Below are 17,661 nucleotides of genomic sequence, written 5' to 3' on the forward strand. Positions count from 1 at the left end.
GTAACGGGATGGCTACAGTTCAGGAAAAGGAATATGTCGCTCAAGTCAGCAAAAGGCTGAAAAAAGAGCAGCGCGCCTTAGGATATCGCCGCCTGAAGTCCAACTACGGGCTATTGATTGGAGCGACTATCTTTGTGGTATTGGTGATTCTGGCGCTGATCGGACCGCTCTTCACGAACTACGGTCCGTACGACATGAAGGTTGTGGACCGTTTAACTCCGCCAGGGGCCGAGCATTGGCTGGGTACCGACGAATTCGGACGGGATTTGCTAACGAGGCTACTCTACGGTGCCAGGGTATCGATTAGCGTCGGACTGGCGGTTGCGCTGCTGTCCTCCGCTCTGGGACTCGTGATCGGCGTCTATGCAACGTATTATAAGACGTTGGATCATATTCTCATGCGCATTTGCGACGGGTTGATTGCGATTCCGGGAATCCTGCTCGCCATTGCCTTAATGGCCGCGCTCGGCGCATCCGCCTTGAACGTTATCATTGCGCTGACGATCGTGTTCACGCCGAATATTGCCCGAGTCGTCCGCTCGGCAGCACTGGTAGTGCGCGAGCAAACCTACATCGAGGCCATGCATGTCCAGGGGGCCAGCTCCACGCGCATTATATGGCAGCACATCGTGCCTAACACGCTGTCTCCACTACTGGTACAGGCGACTTTCGTATTTGCCGAGGCGATTATCTCGGAGGCCGCGCTCAGCTTTCTCGGTGCGGGCATTCCTGCGCCCGAAGCCAGCTGGGGGAACATTTTGCAGGCAAGCAAGCTTGTAATTTACAAGGCATGGTGGATGGTCGTATTTCCCGGGGCCACGCTCGTCCTGTCCGTCCTTAGCCTGAATTTGCTGGGAGACGGGCTGCGCGATTTACTGGACCCCCGCGTGAAGCAAAAGTTTAGAAAGCGATGAATATAAGGCTGGAGGTGTTTCCATGAATAAAGAGCCTCTATTGGAAGTGAAAAATCTTAAAACGCATTTTCATACCGAGCGCGGAAGAGTGACGGCGGTGAACGGAGTGAGCTTTTCCATGAATACTGGCGACATCATCGGTATCGTCGGAGAGTCCGGCAGCGGAAAAAGCGTGATGTCCCAATCCATCATGAGATTGCTGGATCATACGGATGCAATCGAGTACGAGGGAGAGGTCGTATTCGAGAATCAGAACCTGCTGTCCCTTCCGCATTCTAAATTACGGGCGATCCGGGGTGATCGAATATCCATGATATTTCAGGACCCGCTAACCTCCCTGAGCCCTGTCTATACGATTGGAGACCAAATCGGAGAAGCCATTCGCCTTCATCAGAAGAAGTCCAAGAAGGAAGCCCATCAGCAAGCCATCGAAATTTTGCGGATGACGGGCATTCCTTCGCCCGAAATCAGGGTTAACGAATATCCCCATCAGCTGTCGGGGGGGATGCAGCAGCGGGCGATGATTGCCATGGCACTCTCCTGCGAGCCGAACCTGTTGATCGCGGATGAGCCGACAACCGCGCTCGATGTGACGATTCAAGCGCAGATTTTGGAATTGATTGCCGACTTGAACCGCAAAATGGGCATGGGCGTGCTGTTCATTACGCATGATCTGGGCGTGGTCTCGGAAATTTGCACGGGCGTGAAGGTGATGTACTTGGGGCAGATCGTGGAGGAAGCTCCTACGGAACAGCTGTTCCAAACGCCGCTGCATCCTTATACCCAGGGGCTGATCCAATCCATCCCCAAGTTGGAAGGGGACAGGGAGGATGAGCTTTACGTCATTGAGGGAACGGTGCCATCCCTGACGGATATTCCGCAGGGCTGCGGCTTTTCAACGCGGTGTCCTTTTGCTGACGAGCTGTGCCGTACCTCCGAGCCGCCGATGCAAACGGCCCAAACGGACCATCGAGTGAAGTGCTGGCATTACGAGGCCCTAAACAAGCAGGAAGGGAGGGAGACAACCGTTGGAACAAGCAGCTGATCGTTCGATCTTAAAGGTAAGCTCCCTTCACAAGCAGTTTCCGGTGTACGGATCATTCGGCAAGATAGGGGGCGCCAAAGCGTACGTCAACGCGGTCACGGACGTTTCCCTGCAATTGAACGAGGGAGAAACCTACGGCCTGGTCGGCGAATCAGGCTCCGGGAAAAGCACCACGGGACGCACCATCCTCGGATTAACGCCGGCAAGCCAAGGGCAGGTCCTGTATCGGGATCGGGAATTGGCTGCCATGACGAGGGAGGAAATGCGGAATTTCCGCAAGGACGTGCAGCTTGTTTTTCAAGATCCGTTCTCTTCGCTCAATCCGAGGAAACGAATCGGCCGGATGCTGGAGGAGCCCTTGATCATTCATAAAATGGGGGACAAGGCGGAGCGTCAGGAAACCGTGTTCCGCATCCTGAAAACCGTCGGCCTGCAGCCGGAGCATGCCTTTCGCTTTCCCCATGAATTCTCGGGCGGTCAACGCCAGCGGCTGGGCTTGGCGCGCGCGCTTATCATGAATCCGAAAATCATCGTGTGCGACGAGCCGGTCTCCGCCCTGGACGTGTCCATCCAGTCACAAATTCTGAACATGCTCAAGCGCCTGCAGCGCGAAATGAAACTAACGCTATTATTTATAACGCATGATATCAGCGTGGTTCGGTATATTTCGGATCGGATCGGCATTATGTATCTCGGAAAAATAATGGAAGAGGCTTTGACGGACGATTTGTTCCATGAGCCGTTGCATCCCTATACGAAGGCGCTGTTCTCGGCCGTACCGGATTTCAACCGCAGCCGATTAAAGGAACGGATCATGTTGCGGGGGGAAATCCCGTCCCCGATATCGCCGCCGAGCGGCTGTGTTTTCCACACGCGCTGTCCCTATGCGACCGATGTATGCAGAACAGACATACCGGCTGTAAGAGAAGTGCGGCCGGGCCATAAGGTCGCCTGTCATCTTGTTGACTAGAACAGATAAGTTCGCAACCCCAACCAAAAGGAGAGAAGGACCATGACAACGTTGCAAATCGTAGAAGGCCAGGATCGGATATTCAATGAGGCCGGGTTTCAGATTGCAGGAAACCACGGCCCGAATTTGGAGGGCGGCTTGTCACCGAGAGAGCTGCTGGAAGCGTCCCTGGCGCTGTGCGTATCCATCTCGCTCCAAAAAATAATGGCTTACGACGGCGTGGAATATGATAAGTCTTCCATTCATATCGAAGTGTCATCAGTAAAAGCAGAGGATAAAAGCAATAAGATCTCGCATTTCAACGTCCTTGTCTCGCTGCCGCCAACGCTGGAGCCTGCCTACAAGGAGAAGCTGAAATCCGTCGTAGAGCGTGCATGCACGATCGGCAATACGCTGAAAAGCGAGGCCGTCGTTGAACTGATCGAAGTGAATGAGCCTATCGAAACGAGCAGCAATGCGTAAAGGATTAGATGAAATATTAACCATTCAAGTCTATTCAACAAGAAAAGCCTTAGTCCGTGTTTCACCGCGGACTAAGGCTCTTCTGTTCTTAAGGGACCGTACGAATAAAATACGGAGACGTGATGCTTCTTCATTTTTATATTGTAAACGCGTCCGGTCACGACTGCGGCTGCATATTCCGCTCAAACGCGACGATCCAGTCGCCCTGGATGGCGGCATAGCCGGTATCTCCCTCCACGACAAGACCGTACAGATTCTTGACGTCAAGATACTCGTTTCGTTCTCCATTATCAAATTCGAGGGTGATGTAATAATACGTACGGGATGAATGGTTGGCATGCATCATTCCATTATCGTTGTTGTGGTGATTGGTATGATGGCGGACATCCATGCGTTTGGAGACGACCCGGGCAAACTCGGAAGTGCGCGGGGACTTGGCGTTCTTAACATAACGAGCGCCATTGGAGATGAAGCCCACGATCACAATGACGAATACAATCCCGATCAGAATGGGAACCAGCGTAAACATAAAATCAAAACCTCCGCCAAAAGACGGGCCTTGGGGCATCATCGACGGCACTCCTCCTGTTCCGTTATTTTTCCATTGATTATATGTACGGTAAAAATGACTAAAATGTTTCAAATTTTGGTTGGGGCAATGGATGTTCCGAGCAAGTAATGACCAACGGTTGAGTTAAAGGCCAACCTGGATTCCGTCGTTCCTTATTGACGTATCAATGACATGAGAGCGAGCGATCCGAAGTGCGGTACATAAAAATCGGCCTCAAGAGCGAGGCCGATTTATTTTTATTGTATGAACAAAGCTCTAACTCCACTAGGGAGCCTTCACTTCACATGTACTCCCGAGCCCGCATAATGCAGCCCCAGCTGATATGCCCGCTCCAGCAGGCTCTCCATGTGCTCCGCCCTGCCCTCTAACGTATCATAGAAGAATTCCACTCGGGAATCTTCGATTCCGGAATAGTTGGCCATGCCGACGTTGAGGGAATGGGACAGCATCGTATCATAGCTCCGCTTGGCAAAATGGTCCTCCGACGCTCCTGCCAATGCGATCCATAACGCCTTCTTGTGATGGAGCTTGGAACCGCCGCCATATGCGAAGCCGTGATTCCAGACACGGTCGATATACCCCTTCAGCATAGCCGGAACCCCGTACCACCATACCGGGAAAATATAGGCCAGCGCGTCGTGCTGTTTCATTCGCGCGATCTCATTTTCAACCTCAGCGGAGAAAACCTTGCCAGCATCAGACCAATCGGGTTCGTCCGCCTCCCACAGAACCGGATCGAAACCGATGCGGTAAAGATCCAGAACCTCCGTCTCATGTCCGGCATCTTGAAGCCCCTGCACAAATCGCTCCGTGACAGCAAATGTAAAGGAGTTCACTCTGGGATGGGTGACAACGGTCAGTACTTTCATCATGAATCACCTTCGCTTTCTTCTATAATGTGTTGAATGTGCTTTGTTTTCTTGCAGTACTGGTATAAGGGGATTATGTATCATATAATGGCTGGAAGGAAGTACGCACTTATTTGTTCTATAGGTACCTAAAGGTGCTATTAGCACCCTAAAGTGCCCTTCATAGTCGCAGTAATTTTACGTCCGGGAGGTGAGAGGATCTTATGAATCGCGATCGACAATACCATATTCCGTCCGAAGCCACCATGGAGGTGATCGGCGGCAAGTGGAAGATCGTTGTGCTGTGCCACCTTAGTTATGGGCCCAAGCGTACGAGTGAAATTAAGAAAGAGATGCCGGATATTACGCAGAAGATGTTAACCCAGACCCTTCGGGAGCTGGAGGAGGATGGGATTATTACGCGAACGGTCTTTAATCAAGTGCCGCCGAAGGTCGTGTACGAGCTGAGCGAATTGGGCGTTTCACTGCAGCCCATCCTGGATCAAATCTGTGAGTGGGGCGAGAAGTATATGAATGGAGAAACGAAGGTAAGTGCTCCATGAAGTCATGATAAAAGCTGCTGACCTGAGGGAATGAGTCGGCAGTTTTTTTGTTTTTCACGTTATCCATCCGGTTGAAATGTCCGTTCTGCGTGCCATTATTTTAAATCGGTTAGAAGGAAAGGCAGGGATATTGTGGAATATATAGTCCTTTAGACTCATGCGGGTTCTGAAAGTTTCGGCCAAAACGGAGTTTGTCGAGAAATTGAATAGTTACTAAAGATATAATAGGTAGAAGACTCAGGGCCGGGCGGGCTGTAACCATAAGAATTATCACTTTGGGTATGCAGGGAGAGCCATCCTTGAATTAATAGAAACGTTTGTCTCTCGGGTAACGTATGAACTTCATAGGACCTAAGGATTACTCACAAAAGGAGTGTGCACAGCTCAGATGGACGGCAATTATAACTTGTATATTGTTGGGCTTTCAATTGCGATCGCTATACTTGCTTCATACTCGGCTTTGAATATTACGTCCAAAATTTCGGACGCGAACGGCAAATCCAAGTTTTTTTGGCTATTCGGGGGAGCCATGGTCATGGGAAGCGGCATTTGGTCCATGCATTTTGTCGGCATGCTGGCGATGCACATGAATATGAACGTGAAGTACGATGCCTTTCTGACCATCATGTCGATGCTGGCCAGCGTGATTTCATCATTCATCGCGTTTTATATCACCATGCCCAAGGATATTAACTGGTCCAAAATCGCCATTGGCGGTTTCGTTATGGGAAGCGGCATCGTGACGATGCATTACATGGGAATGGAAGCCATGGTCGTACACGCCGACATTCGTTACGATCCCGTCTTTTGGATATTGTCCGTCGTCATTGCGCTGGCGGCCTCCTATGCGGCCTTATTATTGTTTCTTCGTTTTCGCAGCCATTCCAAGTCCAGCTTTCTCAAGTGGGGCTCGGCGGTTGTCATGGGATTCGCCGTGTGCGGGATGCATTATACAGGGATGAAGGCGGCGCGCTTTGAAGCGCATGCTGGCATGATGACGCATCAGCCGCAGTCTGTGGATTTCTTCCTCTTGTACTGCGTGACGGTCGCGATTTTTGCTATTCTGTTGATTTCTTGGGGCGCGATGTTCTTTGACCGGCATGTGCTCGAAAAGCTGGCCTATCAGGATACGATCACGGGATTGCCCAACCGCAATGAGATGAACCGGTTCTTCAGGACGAATGCCGAAACGGATAAGATTACGATCCTGTTTCTGGATCTGGACCAATTTAAGGCCATCAACGATACGCTGGGTCATAATGTCGGGGATTTGCTGGTTCAGGAAGTGGGCAAGCGGCTGCGTCAATTCATTCGAAGCGGCCAGCAGGTGTTCCGGATCGGGGGCGACGAATTTCTGGTTATTTTGAAGCAAAGCGACCCGAATTATGCCCAGCGCTTAGCCGATGATATACTCCAACAAATTAAAAAGGTGTACCATATCGACGGCAACGAGCTGTATGTGACGGTTAGCATCGGCATCAGCATCGGTTCCGTCCATAGCTCGGATCGTACGACGCTGCTGAAGAATGCCGACACCGCCATGTATAAAGCGAAGGGGCTCGGCAAGAATCAGCAATGCCTTTATGACGAGGAGATGGGTCTTCAAGAGGTTCGCAAAATGGAATTGGAGAAGGACTTGCAAAGAGCGCTGGAGATGAAGGAGTTCTTCATCGTGTATCAGCCGAAATGGAATGTGCAAAGCGACCGCTTGGTCGGATTCGAGGCGCTGCTTCGCTGGAAGCATCCCCGACTCGGCGTGATTTCCCCTCAGGAATTCATTCCGATTGCGGAAGAGACGGGGCTGATTATTCCGATGACCCGCTGGACGCTTGAAGAAGCATGCAAGCAGTGCAGGGTGTGGCAGGATAGCGGGGTTGTCCAGCCGGTCTCGGTGAATCTATCGGTCCGTTTATTTCATGGCGACAATCTGCTGGAGCTGATTCAAAACGTGCTGCACAAGGCGGATTTGGAGCCGCGGTTGTTAGAACTGGAGATTACGGAGTCCATGGTGCTGCACGATGTGAACGATATCATCCGTCAGCTTGGGAGTATCCGATCCTTAGGGGTTAAGGTCTCCATGGATGATTTCGGAACCGGCTATTCCTCGATTGGGCTCTTGGACCGGATTCCGATTGATGCCCTGAAGCTGGACCGCCAGTTCACCAATGATTTGGACACGCCCAGCAAGCGCGCCATCGTCAACGCCGTCGTTCTTATGGCGGAAAAGCTGAATCTGGACGTGATCGCCGAAGGCGTGGAGAATAAGGAGCATATCGACTTTTTGACGGGGCTCGGGTGTCATGTCATGCAGGGTTACTATTACGGAAAGCCGATGGATATCCATGAGATTGAGGTCTGGATGTACGACCAAGATCATAAGGCCGAAGAGTTCGCGGTCCTTCGATGAAGGGCGGAAGGGAATAGATACGGTTCATAAGAATAACGGGCACCGGGAGGTGTCCGTTATTTGTTGCTTTTGGGTACATCAAATGACTGGCGTTCCCAGGTATTTTAGACAAAATAGGCAATTTCCGCGCGCGGGAAATATTCTTGGATTCCCTTTTCGAACAGCTGCTGAAACTCCTCGACGGTTTCGGCCTTATAGACATACTTGAATTTTCCATACCTTCCCCACTTTAACTGCCGGTCCTCCTCATCCATGTCCAGCTTGGTTTTGGGGTACCGTTTCAAAATGGTGTTTTTGGCCGTTTTGGTAAACCGGTGCTGAATGAGCTCAAACGTCAGATCCTTAACCTCCACATGGCTCAATCGCTCATGGAGCTTCTCCAATAAATGCCAGTATCCTTCCTGCCATCCGTCATATTTGACGATCGGGGCAATGATGAAACCTAACGGATATCCGGCTTCGGCAATTTTCCCTGCGGCTTCAATGCGTTCTTCGAAGGAAGAGGTACCCGGCTCGAAATAACGGATCACATAATCGGAATTGATGGAGAAGCGTACCCTGGTATGGCCGCCGTGATCGATATTGAGCAGGGAATCGATGTTGGCGAATTTCGTCACGAATCGCAGTCGGCCATGTTCCTGCTTGGCCATAAATTCAATGTAATAGGCCAGTGCCCCGGTCAAATGCTCCAGAGATACGGGATCGCCGGTACAAGCGGCCTCGAACCGGGTGATTTCGGGCGACCGCTCAGCGATGTACTGCTTCGCTCGGCCCAAAATTTCATCCAGGTTGACATAAATCCGGACATAAGGCTTCGAGCTCATGGTGGTTTGCAGGTAGCAGTAATGACAATGCCCTGCACATCCCGTGGTCAGCGGGATGGCATACTCCGCAGAAGGCTTGGACGTGTCGAAATCCAAGGTCTTCCTAATCCCGACGACTAGGGTGCGTTTGGCGTTTCGGTATTTTTCGGTTTCGGTCTCCCCCGGAATGCCGGTTACCCGATTATGGGAGGTGGTCATTTTGATGGGTGTGCCTAATTCCTCAAACCATGCATGCAGCTTCTTCCCAAGCGGATACTCCAACGCATCCGGCTCAAAAAAGACGAGTTCCGGGTCAAAACGCTCCAACGAATCTTCCTCCCCCGCAAAAATTTAAGTATATGGATTATAGGATGGGCAATGGTCAGGTTGAACATGCATTGTACAAGTTATGAGTTTGTATGGTGCTGTTTTAAGCAAATAGGAGATGTGATGAATCTGTGAGCGATCATCGTTCAACATGGACAATTTAAATATATCATGTTATATTGTTATATAAATTAGCAGGTTTTGGAGTACCGTTGGAGGGATATCAATTTGAAAGATGCAGCTTCCACGAAGCCGATGTATGAACAGATTTTTAACGAGATGAAGCGAAAGATCTCAACCCATATGTTTCGGATTGGAGATAAAGTTCCATCAGAGAAGGAACTTGCGGATGAGTACGGAGTTAGCCGAATCACGAGCAAGAAAGCCTTGGATCTGCTGGCGGCAGAAGGCGTGATCGTGCGCAAGCCGGGCAAGGGATCGTTCGTAGCCGATCCGGATGAGCCTGTGGTACACAGGGAACCCATCTCCTCAGAGAGCACAGAAACGGGAACGGCCGGCCGGGAGAAAATGATCGGCCTGGTCATCACGGATTTTTCTTCAAGCTACGGGACGCGGCTGATCTACAGCATGGAGCAGTATTCCAGGGAGAATGACTGCTTTCTGGTCCTGCGCAGAACGTTCGGGGACCAGGATAACGAGGAATTGTCCATCCAGAAGCTGCGCAATCTCGGCGTGAACGGTCTTATCGTATTTCCCGCGCAGGGTGAATATTTTAATGCCGAAATATTGAAAATGGTCATTGCCCGCTTCCCGCTCGTCCTGATTGACCGCAAGCTGAAGGGGGTCGCTGCGGCTTCCATCAGCACGGATAATCTTGGGGCAGCCGTGCAGGCGGTGGAGCATTTATTCGATTTGGGTCATCGCCATATTTCCCTGCTGTCTCCTCCGCCGAGGGATACGACGGCGGTCGAAGAGCGGATTGAAGGATTCGTTCAGGCTCATGCCGCCCGGGGCATCGCGTTTGACAAGGAAATCTGGATCAGTGACGTAACGGCCACGCTGCCCAATGCTTTCTACGAAAGCAATATTGAACGGGAAATACAGCGGATCATGCAGCATTTGCAGGATCATCCGTCGATTACCGCTTTTTTTGCGATTGAGTACAATATTGCATTGCTTGCTAAGGTTGCGGCTGAACGCCTCGGTTTGCGGGTCCCGGAGGATCTATCTATCATATGCTTCGACAGTCCGCAATTAAATATCGGTGAGGGGTATTTGTTTACCCATATGCGGCAGAACGAGGAAGAGATGGGAAGGCTGGCGATCGAGACGGTGCTGGGCATCATGAACCACGACGCGGTTGCGGTCGAGAAGAGATTGCCTGCGGAATTGGTGGTTGGCGCATCTACCGGTCCCGTCAAGGAATAGCAGAAACTTGTTCAAACGTCTGCGCAGCTGGCGCAGCCTTCGATGCATAGTGTGTTGGAAAGTGACCGGCGAATTGGTAATTCCCTGACCGACCAAATGAAAATTCGAATTCGATAACGAAAACCTTGGAGGTTGAACCTTACAAACAGGAAACGTGAATACGGAATGTTTGTAATGTCTTCCCTTACCCATGCACGCATGCAAACCATGCGCTCACGAAGCTGTGAGCACATGGTTTTTTTTGTTCTTAATTCGGTGAGGAGCAGCGTTGTTTTGTGTCGACGTTTACCAAATACCTAATATAACATTTAATTTATTTTATATATTGACATATTAACTAGATAACAATATACTGATTCGTGATAGCGGTTTCATAATTCCATCAAGTGAAAGGGGAACATCACGTGCAATCCATAACTGAACTGCCAGAGGCCATTAGGCGGTTATCGGACATGGTTCGGGCGAAGCAGCCGAAACGAACGGCTGACATGTTCGAGAGATGCCTAGCCAATACCTGGAATACCACCTTGAAGCGAATGGAGGACGGCACGACGTTTGTCATTACCGGGGATATTCCTGCCATGTGGCTGCGCGATTCGGCTGCGCAGGTCAGGCCCTTCCTGGTGCTTGGAGAGGACCGCGAGATCGGCGACATGATCCAGGGCGTGGTCAGACGCCAGTTTGACTATATTCTGCGGGATCCGTATGCCAATGCGTTCAATGAGTCTGCAAATGGGATGGGACATCAGGATGATGCAACCGAGATGAGTCCGTGGATTTGGGAACGCAAATACGAGATCGATTCGCTGTGTTACCCGATCCAGCTCAGCTACCTGCTGTGGAAAAACTCCGGAAGAACCGGCCATTTTGACGAAACCTTTCGGGCAGGCGTGCGGCAGATTATCGAGTTGTGGACGACAGAGCAGCACCATGAACAGAAATCGGCTTACACCTTCGAGCGAAGCAACTGCCCTCCGTCGGATACGCTGGTCCGTCGCGGAAAAGGAGCGGAGACGGCATATACCGGCATGACCTGGTCCGGCTTCAGGCCGAGCGACGATGCTTGCGCCCACGGTTACCTGGTTCCGTCGAACATGTTTGCGGTCGTTGTGCTGGGGTATGTGACGGAGATTGCCGAGGAGATTCTGAAGGATCGGGAGCTGGCAGCGGCGGCGGAGGGGCTCGCGGCACAGATCGAAGCCGGCATACAGCGGTACGGCATTGTGGAGCATCTGGAATGCGGCCCTATCTATGCATACGAGGTGGATGGATTGGGTTCGGTTAACCTGATGGACGACGCGAATGTGCCCAGCCTGCTGTCCATTCCGTACTTGGGATACCGAAATGCGGAAGATCCGATATACGCGAATACGCGGAGGTTTATCTTGAGTGAGCGGAACCCGTACTACTTCTCCGGGACCGCTGCATCCGGCATCGGCAGTCCGCATACGCCCGATCAATACATATGGCATATTGCGCTTGCGATGCAAGGGATGACCGAACAGGATGAAGCCGAGCGGCAGCGCCTCCTTGAACTGCTGCTGGCAACGGACGGAGGAACCGGGCTCATGCATGAAGGGTTTCATGTGGATCGGCCGCAGGAATATACCCGGCCTTGGTTTTCATGGGCCAATATGATGTTTTGCGAACTGGTGCTGTTGTGTTCCGGTATCGCGGTTAAACGGTAAAGCTAGCAGCGGGATGAAGCGGCGAACCAAGCTTGGAATTCATAAGGGAGGGTTAACGAATGAAAAAGCAGTGGAAGATCGTATGGTCGATGATAGTTGTGATTGGGCTTCTGGCGGGATGCTCAGGAGGCAGCGGCGGCTCCTCCGGCGGAGAAGCCAGCGGCGGCAAAACGGTGCTGACCTTCTGGGGAGACTGGGGCGGAGAAGGGCAGGAACAGATCCAAACGATGGTGGATGCTTTTAATAAATCCCAAGATAAAATCGAGGTGAAGTATGCCCTGCAGCAGGACGTGGTGACGAAGTTTCTGACCGCGGCCACGAACGGGGGGACGCCGGATGTCGTGTTCTGGGACCGGTGGCGGACCGCGCTCTATGCACCTAAGAACGTGCTTCATCCCGTGGACGAATACCTGGAGCGCGACGGCGTCAACAAGGAGGATTTTTACGAAGAGGCTCTGAAGGAGCTTACCTATGAAGACAAGCTGTATGGATTGCCGTTGACGGTGGATGCGCGGGCCCTGTTCTACAACAAGAAAATGCTGGAGGAAGCCGGGCTTGAGCCGCCAACCACCTGGGATGAGCTTGAGGCGGCAGCCAAAGCCACGACCAAGTGGAACGGGACCAAGCTCGAAACGGCGGGGTTGTCGATGGGGGATCCCGGACTGTTCAACATGTATTTGCAGCAGGCGGGCGGAACGATGCTGACCCCGGAGAACACGATGAACGTGAACAACGAGAAGGGCAAAGCGGTATTGGACTTCTGGGGACGTTTGCTGAATGAGGACAAGGTGTACAAGATCGGTTTCGAGGACGGCTTGGGCGAAGGAACGGATGCGTTTGTAACCGGAAAAGTCGCCATGCTCTACACCGGCCCGTGGATGCTGAGCACCTATGATAAATACGGCAAAGACCTGGAGTACGGCATCGTGCCGCCACCGGCCGGACCGAACGGCGACAAGGGGAGCGTTATGGGCGGCTTTGGGCTTGTCATTCCGCAAGGCTCCAAGCATCCGGAGGAGGCTTGGGAGTTTATCAAATGGTGGACGGCCAACAAGGACAATGCCGTGTTATGGGCCAAAACGAGCCTGAATATGCCGGGCTTCAAGCCTGCCTTTGAAGATCCGTTCTTCGCGGACGATCCGAAATGGATACCGTTTATGGAAACGCTTGAATTTGCCAAAACACGGCCGACGCATCCGGGTTACTCCGTCATGGAGGAGAACGCCGTCATTCCGAATCTGGAGCTGTTCATGCAGAACAAGCAGAGCGCCGAAGAGACCCTCCGGCTCAGCCAGGAGCAGGGCGATAAGCAGCTGAAGGAAAATGCCGTTGCCCGTTAACGCATTCGGGGATTCTAGGAGCTACAGAAAGGAGCATGAGGATGACTTCCGCCACGAAGCCAGTCAGCGCCAAGCCTGCTTCCGTCACGAGGCTTGGCAAACACCAGGCCAGGATGGGCTACCTGTTCATTATGCCGACAATGCTGTTATTTGCGGTATTTATGGTGATCCCGGTTGGAATGGCGCTATACCTGAGTTTTACCAATTATGACGTGCTCAGCTCGAACGACTGGGTCGGCATGGACAATTACAGGCGACTGTTCGGCGATGATTTGTATTGGAAAACCTTCGTTAACGTGATGATCTATGCGGTGGTGTTCGTGCCGCTCAACGTACTGATCTCCCTTCTGCTGGCGATCCTGCTGAACCGGGCGGCGAGGGGAGTCAAGGCGCTGCGGACGTTTTACTATCTTCCGACCTTGACGTCGGCGGTCGCGGCGGCCACCGTCTGGATCTGGATGCTGCATCCCGAATACGGGCTCGTTAACGGGATCCTGTCGCTGTTCGGCATCACGGGCCCGGCCTGGGTGTCCCAGACCGATACCGCCATGTTGTCGATTATTATGATGACGCTGTGGCAGAGCGTAGGCTCCAATATGATCATTTACCTGGCCGGACTTCAGGGCGTGCCGGATTATCTGTACGAGTCCGCTCGTCTGGACGGTGCCAGCAAATTCGATTGCCTGCGTTACATTACCTGGCCGCAGCTGCGGCCGACCACATTCCTTGTCAGCACGATGTCGATTATCGGCGCGCTGCAGCTGTTTGATCAGGCATTCGTGCTCACGCAGGGCGGACCTGCCAATGCAACGAAAACGCCGGTTTATCTCATTTATCAGCAGGGCTTTAACCAGCTGCAAATGGGGTATGCATCGTCGCAGGCCTTCGTGCTGGCGATGGCGATTCTGGTCTTCTCGCTGATCAGCATGAAGATCAATAAATCGGAAGAATCGATTGTGTAATCGGGGCTTAGAGGAGGAAGACAAGAGATGAGAGCAATTGAGAGTCAGGCCAAGCGGCAGCGAATCCTTACCGCGAGCGTCTTCTATATCGGTGCCATTCTGATCGCCATCGTCATGTTTCTCCCGTTCTACTGGAGCGTGATGACCTCTTTTAAGCCGGATGAGGATATGTTCTCGATGCCGATCAAATGGTTCCCTACGGACATCACGCTGGAGCACTATAAAAAGGCGTTCACAACCGTACCCTTCGGCCTTTTTTTCTGGAATTCATTCTTTCTGGCCATTACCGGCGTGCTGCTCAACCTGTTCTTCGGTTCGCTCAGCGGCTACGCTTTTGCCAAGCTGAAGTTCAAAGGCAACTCGGGACTCTTCCGCGTGCTGCTGGCCGCGATGATGGTCCCGGGCATCGTCACGATGATCCCGAGCGTGTACGTGCTGCGCCATATACCGCTGATGGGAGGCAACGACCTGTTCGGAAGCGGGGGCATGGGGCTGATGAATTCCTTCTGGGGGATCATTCTTCCGGGGGCTTCCGGCACGTTTGCGGTGTTTTTCATGCGGCAGTTCTTCCTGACGCTCCCCTCCGACATGATGGAGATGGCGCGGATTGAAGGCTGCGGCGAATTCAAAATTTTTTGGCGCATCTATTTGCCTCTGACCAAGCCGGCGCTGGCAACCCTGAGCATCTTCACGTTTCAGGCGGGCTGGAACAGCTTCCTGTGGCCGATGATCGTGCTGAACGATCCGAACAAGGCGACGATCCAGATGGGGCTCCAGGCGTTCTCGTTCAATTTCCAGACGGATTACGGCCCGATGATGGCCGGGGCGCTGGTGGCTATTTTGCCGATCCTTGTCCTGTTCCTGGCTCTGCAGCGGTACTTCATTCAGGGCATCGCATTTAGCGGGATCAAAGGCTAGCGGGATGGAAGCTGGATATCTTTGACGGAATGGAAAAAGAAACTTGCATATTGAGATGTCAGGAGTGATTTCGACAATGATAACGGTGTCCGGTATTTGGACCAAAAGGGCCGATGAGGCGCAGCGCGCGCTGGAACGTCATTTCTGGAATGATTCGATCCGTATGTACAATATAGAAACGCCGTGCCCGGACGGGGCGTGCAATACGATTTTCCATTATTGGTGGATGGCGCATGCGGCGGATGTGCTGGTGGACGGTTATGTTCGCACGGCAGATCCGTTGTATGCGGAGCGGCTGGAGCAGCTGTATGAGGGAGTGCTCCGCCGAAATAACGGCGAATGGCCGAATGAACTGTACGATGACATGGAATGGATGGCGCTGGCATGGCTGCGCGCCTATGAGGCGACGGGGCTGGAGAAGTACAAGCAAGCGGCGCTGACGCTCTGGGAGGATATTCAAACCGGCTGGAACGACATTCAAGGCGGGGGAATTGCTTGGCACAAGGAGCAGCTCGGTTATAAGAATACTCCGGCTAACGCGCCTGCGGTTATTTTGGCGGCACGGCTGCATCGGGCTTTCGGCAACCCGGCGGACCTGGAATGGGCTCGGAAAATCTACGCTTGGCAGAAGAATGCCCTCGTGGATCCTGCCACGGGTTTTGTCTGGGACGGGATGAACCGGACCGGAGACGGGGCCATCGATAAAGATTGGAAATTCACGTATTGCCAAGGCGTATTTATCGGAGCAGCGGTCGAGCTGTTTCGGGTTACGGGTGATTCGGCGTACCTTGAAGACTCCAAGCGGACCTTTCAAGCGATGCGCGTAGAGCTGGCGGATTCGGCGGAAGGCATCCTCCCGGACGAAGGCGGAGGCGACGCCGGATTGTTCAAAGGCATCCTGATCCGTTATGTAACGGAAGCCATCAAGGTGTGGCCTGAAGCAGCAGAAGCTGCAGGGTGGCTGAGCCGGAACGCCAATGTGCTCTGGGAACAGGGAAAGACTGCAGATGGCGCGCTGTTCGGGACCGATTGGAAGAGCCGTCCACTGTCTGACGCTATCGTTCAGCTCAGCTCGCAGCTGAGCGGCGTGATGCTGCTTGAATGTGCGGCCGTGCTGGAATCCGCGGGGCAGGCTGGGGGGAGCGATGGTCGGCATTCTGCGGCGAACTGGGATGAGAGAGCGGACCTGCTGCAGGAGGCCATGTACCGAAATTACGGAAACCCGGACAGCGGCATTATGGATCAATGGTTTCCGCGGGAACATGCCGGGGCAGGCGAGAATTTCTATTATTGGTGGCAGGCGCATGTGCTGGATGTGCTGGTGGACGCTTATAAGCGCACGGGAAAACCGATGTATGCCGACCGAATGGAAGCATTCAGCCGAAGCCTGTACAAGTACAACGGCCATACGTTCACCCACAATTATTACGATGACATGGAGTGGACGGCACTCGCGCTGCTGCGTGCGCATCAGGCTACCGGAAGCGAGTGGTATAAGGAGCAGGCGCTTACGCTGTGGGAAGACATCAAGACCGCATGGAATGATCACTGCGGGGGCGGCATGGCGTGGAAGAAGGATCAGCTGGATTACAAAAACACGCCGGCTAACGCGCCTGCCGCCATTTTGGCGGCGAGGCTGTATCTTTTGGAGCGAAACGAGGAGGATTTGATCTGGGCAAAGCGCATCTATGAATGGAACAAGAGCCGGCTTGTCGATCCATCGACCGGGTTTGTATGGGATGGCATGAACCGGCTCGGCGACGGTGAGATCGATTACGATTGGAAGTTCACGTATTGCCAGGGCGTGTTCCTCGGTGCCGGAGTGGAATTATACCGTTGTACGGGGGATAAGTCCTATCTCGAAGACGCTAAACGGACCGCTGACGCGTGCATGCTGGAGCTGTGCGATCCAAAAACCCTGCTTCTGCCCGATGAGGGCATTGACGACACGGGTCTGTTTAAGGGCATCCTCATCCGTTATCTGCTGGTGCTGCTTGAAGAGGCGCCCGAAGAGGACGCCGTACGCCGAATGATCCAGCGTAACGCGGAAACGCTGTGGGAGAAGGGAATGCTTGAGGATGCTGGTTTATGCGGCCCTGCCTGGGACGCTCTGCCGACTCTTCCCGTTCAACTGAGCGTGCAGCTGAGCGGAATGATGCTGACGGAGGCTGCGGCCGTGTTGAACAACAAATAGCTTTGATTTGCTGTCAGCGATGCTGGCGTCTTGTGAATGATTGGAGAAGAGCACGCAAATCGGCGTGCTCTTTTTCATTTTATTTCCTATTCCACCAATTCGAGATGATTGTCATATGACAATATTCATGACAACACACACTGTTGGTCGCACGGGCCATGCGTTATATTTATGAGGTAAATCACATCCTGGCTTGGATACGAAACATGATTTCAGATGCTCTGTGAAGTAAGGTCATATCCGTTCATGAGGTGATGTAT

At 52.7% G+C, this 17,661-nt stretch carries 15 protein-coding genes; 12 read left to right on the forward strand and 3 right to left on the reverse strand.

Features of this window, described 5'->3' with window-relative positions:
- The first annotated feature begins 8 nt into the window (after positions 1–8).
- From MHH82_RS01870 to MHH82_RS01885, 4 genes are read left to right on the forward strand one after another with little or no spacing between them, the layout of a single operon-like run.
- Positions 9–914 carry an ABC transporter permease gene (locus MHH82_RS01870; protein WP_340962793.1) on the forward strand — a complete coding sequence of 302 codons (906 nt, stop codon included), beginning with the start codon at positions 9–11 and terminating at the stop codon, positions 912–914.
- A 22-nt stretch (positions 915–936) separates the two neighbouring features.
- Complete coding sequence (locus MHH82_RS01875; protein WP_012818589.1) at positions 937–1,959, forward strand: ABC transporter ATP-binding protein; 1,023 nt, start codon at positions 937–939, stop codon at positions 1,957–1,959.
- Positions 1,943–2,929: an ABC transporter ATP-binding protein gene (locus tag MHH82_RS01880; RefSeq protein WP_012818590.1), complete on the forward strand. Its 987-nt coding sequence runs from the start codon at positions 1,943–1,945 to the stop codon at positions 2,927–2,929. The genes MHH82_RS01875 and MHH82_RS01880 overlap by 17 nt, the downstream gene beginning before the upstream one ends.
- A 42-nt stretch (positions 2,930–2,971) precedes the next feature.
- Positions 2,972–3,391, forward strand: coding sequence for an OsmC family protein (locus MHH82_RS01885; RefSeq protein WP_340962797.1), 420 nt, complete (start codon positions 2,972–2,974; stop codon positions 3,389–3,391).
- A 157-nt stretch (positions 3,392–3,548) separates the two neighbouring features.
- On the opposite strand, the gene MHH82_RS01890 is transcribed toward MHH82_RS01885, so the two are convergent.
- Together MHH82_RS01890 and MHH82_RS01895 are read right to left on the reverse strand one after the other, a co-directional pair.
- Positions 3,549–3,962 carry a DUF2500 domain-containing protein gene (locus MHH82_RS01890; protein WP_340962799.1) on the reverse strand — a complete coding sequence of 138 codons (414 nt, stop codon included), beginning with the start codon at positions 3,960–3,962 and terminating at the stop codon, positions 3,549–3,551.
- A gap of 275 nt (positions 3,963–4,237) precedes the next feature.
- Positions 4,238–4,831: an NAD(P)H oxidoreductase gene (locus MHH82_RS01895; protein WP_340969787.1), complete on the reverse strand. Its 594-nt coding sequence runs from the start codon at positions 4,829–4,831 to the stop codon at positions 4,238–4,240.
- Between the two features lie 203 nt (positions 4,832–5,034).
- Here MHH82_RS01895 and MHH82_RS01900 point away from each other — a divergent pair, with 203 nt between their 5' ends.
- Both MHH82_RS01900 and MHH82_RS01905 read left to right on the forward strand, forming a co-directional pair.
- Positions 5,035–5,373 carry a winged helix-turn-helix transcriptional regulator gene (locus MHH82_RS01900; protein ID WP_009593955.1) on the forward strand — a complete coding sequence of 113 codons (339 nt, stop codon included), beginning with the start codon at positions 5,035–5,037 and terminating at the stop codon, positions 5,371–5,373.
- A 388-nt stretch (positions 5,374–5,761) separates the two neighbouring features.
- Positions 5,762–7,780, forward strand: coding sequence for a bifunctional diguanylate cyclase/phosphodiesterase (locus MHH82_RS01905; protein ID WP_145040205.1), 2,019 nt, complete (start codon positions 5,762–5,764; stop codon positions 7,778–7,780).
- 104 nt (positions 7,781–7,884) lie between these two features.
- Here the strand turns inward: MHH82_RS01905 and splB are convergent, their stop codons facing one another.
- Positions 7,885–8,910, reverse strand: coding sequence for a spore photoproduct lyase (gene splB, locus MHH82_RS01910; protein WP_012818594.1), 1,026 nt, complete (start codon positions 8,908–8,910; stop codon positions 7,885–7,887).
- A gap of 228 nt (positions 8,911–9,138) precedes the next feature.
- Here splB and MHH82_RS01915 point away from each other — a divergent pair, with 228 nt between their 5' ends.
- From MHH82_RS01915 to MHH82_RS01940, 6 genes are all read left to right on the forward strand, one after another.
- Positions 9,139–10,299 (forward strand): GntR family transcriptional regulator, encoded by a 1,161-nt coding sequence (locus MHH82_RS01915; protein ID WP_051425403.1) that lies wholly within the window; start codon positions 9,139–9,141, stop codon positions 10,297–10,299.
- A 452-nt stretch (positions 10,300–10,751) separates the two neighbouring features.
- On the forward strand, positions 10,752–11,987 hold the full coding sequence (locus MHH82_RS01920) for a glycoside hydrolase family 125 protein (protein WP_051425402.1): 1,236 nt from the start codon (positions 10,752–10,754) through the stop codon (positions 11,985–11,987).
- A gap of 59 nt (positions 11,988–12,046) precedes the next feature.
- Complete coding sequence (locus MHH82_RS01925) at positions 12,047–13,327, forward strand: ABC transporter substrate-binding protein (protein ID WP_012818597.1); 1,281 nt, start codon at positions 12,047–12,049, stop codon at positions 13,325–13,327.
- A gap of 41 nt (positions 13,328–13,368) precedes the next feature.
- Entirely contained in the window at positions 13,369–14,289 is a 921-nt protein-coding gene (locus MHH82_RS01930; RefSeq protein ID WP_009593927.1) for a carbohydrate ABC transporter permease, read from the forward strand.
- 27 nt (positions 14,290–14,316) lie between these two features.
- Positions 14,317–15,207, forward strand: coding sequence for a carbohydrate ABC transporter permease (locus MHH82_RS01935; RefSeq protein WP_340962807.1), 891 nt, complete (start codon positions 14,317–14,319; stop codon positions 15,205–15,207).
- A 76-nt stretch (positions 15,208–15,283) separates the two neighbouring features.
- On the forward strand, positions 15,284–17,401 hold the full coding sequence (locus MHH82_RS01940; RefSeq protein WP_340962809.1) for a glycoside hydrolase family 76 protein: 2,118 nt from the start codon (positions 15,284–15,286) through the stop codon (positions 17,399–17,401).
- Positions 17,402–17,661 lie beyond the last annotated feature (260 nt).

Source organism: Bacillus sp. FSL K6-6540 (assembly GCF_038007545.1).